The following is a 4,676-nucleotide window of genomic DNA, read 5'->3' on the forward strand; positions in this document are numbered from 1 at the left end:
TGTATAAGAGACAGGGTCAGCACCGCCCGCCCGGCCGCCACGGTCGCCCGGGACACTCCCGCCTCGACCTCCTACCTGCGGAACCGGTACCGGGTCAACCGGGACGAGGCGGCCCGGCGGCTCGCCCTCCAGGAGCTCTCCGCGCCGCTGGCCGCGCAACTCGCCGAGGAGTTCCCCGACGAGTACGCCGGGATGTGGCTGGACCAGGCCGGCGGCGGCGTGCTCACCATCGCCGCCACCACGGTGGAACCGCTGGCCGCGGCAGTGTCCGGCGTGCCGGACGCGGCGCACGTGAAGGTGGTGCCGGTGCGCCACCCGCTGCGGAAACTCACCGCGGCCGCGACCCGGCTGGCCGCTGCCCTGGACGCCACCGCCGGCACCGACGTGGTGGTCGACGAGCAGGCCAACACGGTCGTGGTGCTCACCGGCGACGTGGTCGACGCCGACGACCCGCGGCTGGCCGACGCGCTCGACGCGGCCGGAGTGCCGGCGACGGCGCGCCCCCGGCTGTCCGGGGAGACCGTGCCGAAGGCGTGCGACCCCCGCTACTGCGACCGGGCGCCGATGCGCGGCGGGATCCGGCTCGACGTGCCGCGCGATGACGGCACCGTCGGCGGGTGCACCTCCGGCTTCAACGTGCGCGCCCGCTCCGGGGAGGCGTACCTGCTGACCGCCGGGCACTGCGTGGTCGGCGGCCGGCACCAGTTGCAGGACCGGACGTGGCACCAGTTCCTCGGGCCGAAGGTGCCGGTCGGGGTCGAGTCGACCAGCCCGGTCCTGGCCGAGAACGCCTACCCGTACGACTACGCGGTGCTGCCGTACCAGCCGGGGGCGCTGGACCGGTGGGCGTGGCCGCGCCGCCCCGGCCCCGACCCGGTCAGCCTGGTCAACTACTGGTGCGTGCCGGACAACCCGAACTGCGCCGACCAGGGCAGCCGGGACGTGGCGATCACCGGGTACGTGCCGGCCAGCGCCATCCAGACCGGCTGGATCGTCTGCGCGACCGGGGCCGCGTACACCCCCAAGACCGGCGAGCAGTACGTCGACTCCGGCGCCGGCGCGGGCTACCTGCCGGGCACCCGGTGCGGGGAGATCACCGGCCGGGCCAGCGGCGGCATCGACGTGCGGATCTGCGCCCGGCCGGGCGACAGCGGCGGCCCCCTGTTCACCGAGTCGGACGGCAAGGCGCTGGGCATCCTCTCCCACGGCGACCCCGGGCAGGGCCCGTGCACCAACCCGAGCGAGCGCAACTCGTACGCACCGGTCTCCACGATCCTGGACCGAGTGAACGCCCGCACCGGGCTCGGCTTCCAGCTCTCCACCCGCGGCCCGCTGCTCGGCCCGATCGCCCCCTGACGACAGTCCTCGGCGGGTGCCGTCACCAGCGGTCGACGTGCAGCACCTCGTCAAGCGGACGGCGGGCCGCCGGGCGGAAGCCGTCGCCGGTGTACCAGGCGGTCGGGATCAGCGCCGCCTGCCGCACCTCGTCGGGGAGCCCGAGCAGCTCGGCGACCTCCGCCTCGTACGTCAGGTGCAGGGTGGTCCAGGCGGTGCCGAGGCCGCGTGCCCGCGCGGCGAGCATGTAGCTCCACGCCGCCGGCAGCACCGACCCCCAGAGCCCGGCCTGGTTGCCGGCCGGCAGCTCACCGCCGCCGCTCACCCGCAGGCACGGGATGAGCAGCACCGGCACCTGCCCCATCCGGTCGCCGAGCCAGGCCACGCTCTCCCCCACCCGGCGCTGCACCGCGGACCGCTCCGGGTCGTCGGCGTGCAGCCGCGCCGCCGAGGACGCCGAAGCCAGGTAGCCGTGCACCGCCCGCTGGTAGAGCAGGCCGATCTCGGCCCGCAGCATCGGGTCGGTGACCACGACCCAATCCCAGCCCTGCCGGTTCGAGCTGGACGGGGCCTGGAGCGCGACCGCCAGGCACTCGCGGACCAGCTCCATCGGCACCGGGCGGGTCAGGTCCAGCCGCCTGCGGACCGAGCGGGTGGTGGTGAGCAGCTCGTCGGGGCTGAGCGGGAGAGTCGGCACGAATTCCATCGTGGCACGCGGGATAAGCCGTGGTCCGGCCGTTGGCCACTGCCTACCATCGACGGATGACCGATACGGCGAGGACGGCCCGCGCCAACGTCCCCGAGCGTCCCACCCTGGACGGCATCGAGGAAACCTGGGCGCGCCGCTGGCAGGAGGACGGCACGTACGCGTTCGACCGCTCGAAGGAGCGCGCGGACGTATACGCGATCGACACCCCGCCGCCGACCGTATCCGGCGAGCTGCACATGGGGCACGTCTTCTCGTACACCCACACCGACATCGTGGCCCGGTTCCAGCGGATGCGCGGGCGGGCGGTGTTCTACCCGATGGGCTGGGACGACAACGGCCTGCCGACCGAGCGCCGGGTGCAGAACGTCTACGGCGTGCGCTGCGACCCGGCCCTGCCGTACGACCCCGCCTGGGTGCCGCCCACCGCGCCGGTGAGCGACGCGGCCCGCAAGGACCCGACGCCGATCTCCCGGCGTAACTTCATCGAGCTGTGCGAGCGGCTGACGGTCGCCGACGAGCAGGTTTTCGAGGCCCTCTGGCGCCGGCTCGGGCTGTCCGTGGACTGGTCGCTGACGTACACCACGATCGGGCGGGTGGCCCGGGCCACGTCGCAGCGGGCGTTCCTGCGCAACCTGGCCCGGGGCGAGGCGTACCAGGCGGAAGCGCCGACGCTGTGGGACGTCGGGTTCGGCACCGCGGTCGCCCAGGCCGAACTGGAGGACCGGGAGCGGCCCGGGGCCTACCACCGGCTGCGGTTCACCGGACCGGGCGGGCGCGAGGTGCTGATCGACACCACCCGGCCGGAGCTGTTGCCCGCCTGCGTGGCGCTGGTCTGCCACCCCGACGACGAGCGGTACGCCGACCTGGTGGGCGCCTCGGCGCGTACGCCCGTCTTCGGGGTGGACGTGCCGGTGCGCGCGCACCCGCTCGCGGACCCGGCCAAGGGCACCGGCATCGCGATGGTCTGCACATTCGGCGACCTCACCGACGTGACCTGGTGGCGGGACCTGCACCTGGACACCCGGGTGGTGATCAGCCGGGACGGCCGGCTGCTGCCCACGCCGCCGGCCGGTGTCCCGGCGCAGCCGTACGCGGCGCTGGCCGGGCAGACCGTCAACGGCGCCCGGCGGACGATCGTGGCGATGCTGGCCGACGCGGGCGACCTGGTCGGCGAGCCACGCCCGATCACCCATCCGGTGAAGTTCTACGAACGCGGCGACCGGCCGCTGGAGATCGTCTCGACCCGGCAGTGGTACCTGCGCAACGGCGGGCGCGACCCACAGCTGCGCGAGGCGCTGCTGGCCCGCGGTCGCGAGCTGCACTGGGTGCCCGAGCACATGCGGCACCGCTACGAGCACTGGGTGACCGGCCTGACCGGCGACTGGCTGGTCAGCCGGCAGCGCTTCTTCGGCGTGCCGGTGCCGGTGTGGTACCGGCTCGACGACGCTGGCGAGCCGGACTGGTCCCAGCCTCTCACGCCCGAGGAGTCCTCGCTGCCGGTCGACCCGTCCACCGACGTCCCGCCCGGCTTCCAGGAGTCCCAGCGCGGCCGGCCCGGCGGCTTCCTCGGCGACCCGGACGTGCTGGACACCTGGGCCACCTCCTCGCTGACCCCGCAGATCGTCGGCGGCTGGGAGACCGACCCGGACCTGTACCGCCGGGTCTTCCCGATGGACCTCCGCCCACAGGGGCACGACATCATCCGGACCTGGCTCTTCGCCACGGTGGTCCGCTCACACCTGGAGCACGGCGAGCTGCCCTGGCGGGACGTGGAGCTCTCCGGCTGGATCCTCGACCCGGACCGCAAGAAGATGTCGAAGTCCAAGGGGAACGTGGTCACCCCGATGGCCTTGCTGGGGCAGCACGGCTCCGACTCGGTGCGGTACTGGGCGGCGAACGGCAAGCCCGGCATGGACCTCGCCTTCGACCCGGCGCAGATCAAGGTCGGCCGGCGGCTGGCCACCAAGCTGCTCAACGCCTCGAAGTTCGCCCTCGGGCTGGGCGCCGCCGACGCCCTGCGCGCCCCGGCGACCGAGCCGCTGGACCGCGCCCTGCTCGCCGAACTCTCCACCGTGGTCGCCGCCGCGACGTCCGCCCTGGAGGCGTACGACCACACGGCGGCGTTGCAAATCGGCGAGGCGTTCTTCTGGCGGTTCTGCGACGACTACATCGAACTGGTGAAGGAGCGCGCCTACGGCAGCGGGCCGGGGGCCGACTCGGCCCGGGCGGCGCTGGCGACCGCGCTGTCGGTGCAGTTGCGGCTCTTCGCACCGGTGCTGCCGTACGTCACCGAGGAGGTCTGGTCCTGGTGGCGGTACGGCTCGGTGCACCGCGCCCCCTGGCCCACCACGTACGAGGTGGGCCGGGCGATCCAGGGCACCGGTGAGCCCGTGCTGCTGCGGTTGGCCGGCGACGCGCTCAGCCAGGTGCGCCGGGCCAAATCGGAGCGGAAGCTGTCGATGAAGGCGGAGGTGCCGCTGGCCGAGGCGCTCGGCCCGGCGGCGCTGCTGGAGCAGCTCACCGTGATCGCCGACGACCTGCGGGCCGCCGGCCGGATCGGCAAGCTCGACCTCCTCCCCGATCGCACTCCGGAACTCGTCATCGCCTGCGCCTTCTGACCCCACCCCCGGGC

At 74.0% G+C, this 4,676-nt stretch carries 3 protein-coding genes; 2 read left to right on the forward strand and 1 reads right to left on the reverse strand.

What is annotated here, in order from left to right; translation table 11 throughout:
- On the forward strand, window positions 1-1,356 hold a 1,356-nt coding region (locus C1I99_RS29490), incomplete at its 5' end, for a S1 family peptidase (protein ID WP_111137457.1).
- Window positions 1,357-1,378: 22 nt separating this feature from the next.
- On the opposite strand, the gene C1I99_RS29495 is transcribed toward C1I99_RS29490, so the two are convergent.
- Window positions 1,379-2,041, reverse strand: a complete 663-nt coding sequence (locus C1I99_RS29495) for a nitroreductase family protein (RefSeq protein ID WP_111137458.1) — start codon at window positions 2,039-2,041, stop codon at window positions 1,379-1,381.
- 56 nt (window positions 2,042-2,097) lie between these two features.
- On the opposite strand from C1I99_RS29495, the gene valS reads away from it, so the two are divergent.
- On the forward strand, window positions 2,098-4,662 hold the full coding sequence (valS, locus tag C1I99_RS29500; RefSeq protein ID WP_111137459.1) for a valine--tRNA ligase: 2,565 nt from the start codon (window positions 2,098-2,100) through the stop codon (window positions 4,660-4,662).
- Window positions 4,663-4,676 lie beyond the last annotated feature (14 nt).

The organism is Micromonospora deserti, assembly GCF_003236335.1.
GTDB classification, from domain to species: Bacteria; Actinomycetota; Actinomycetes; order Mycobacteriales; family Micromonosporaceae; genus Micromonospora; species Micromonospora deserti.

What these genes read in the sequence shown, in the direction of transcription:
- C1I99_RS29495 (WP_111137458.1), bottom strand. Translation starts at nt 2,041, where the DNA reads ATGGAATTCGTGCCGACTCTCCCGCTCAGCCCCGACGAGCTGCTCACC.
- valS (WP_111137459.1), top strand. Translation starts at nt 2,098, where the DNA reads ATGACCGATACGGCGAGGACGGCCCGCGCCAACGTCCCCGAGCGTCCC.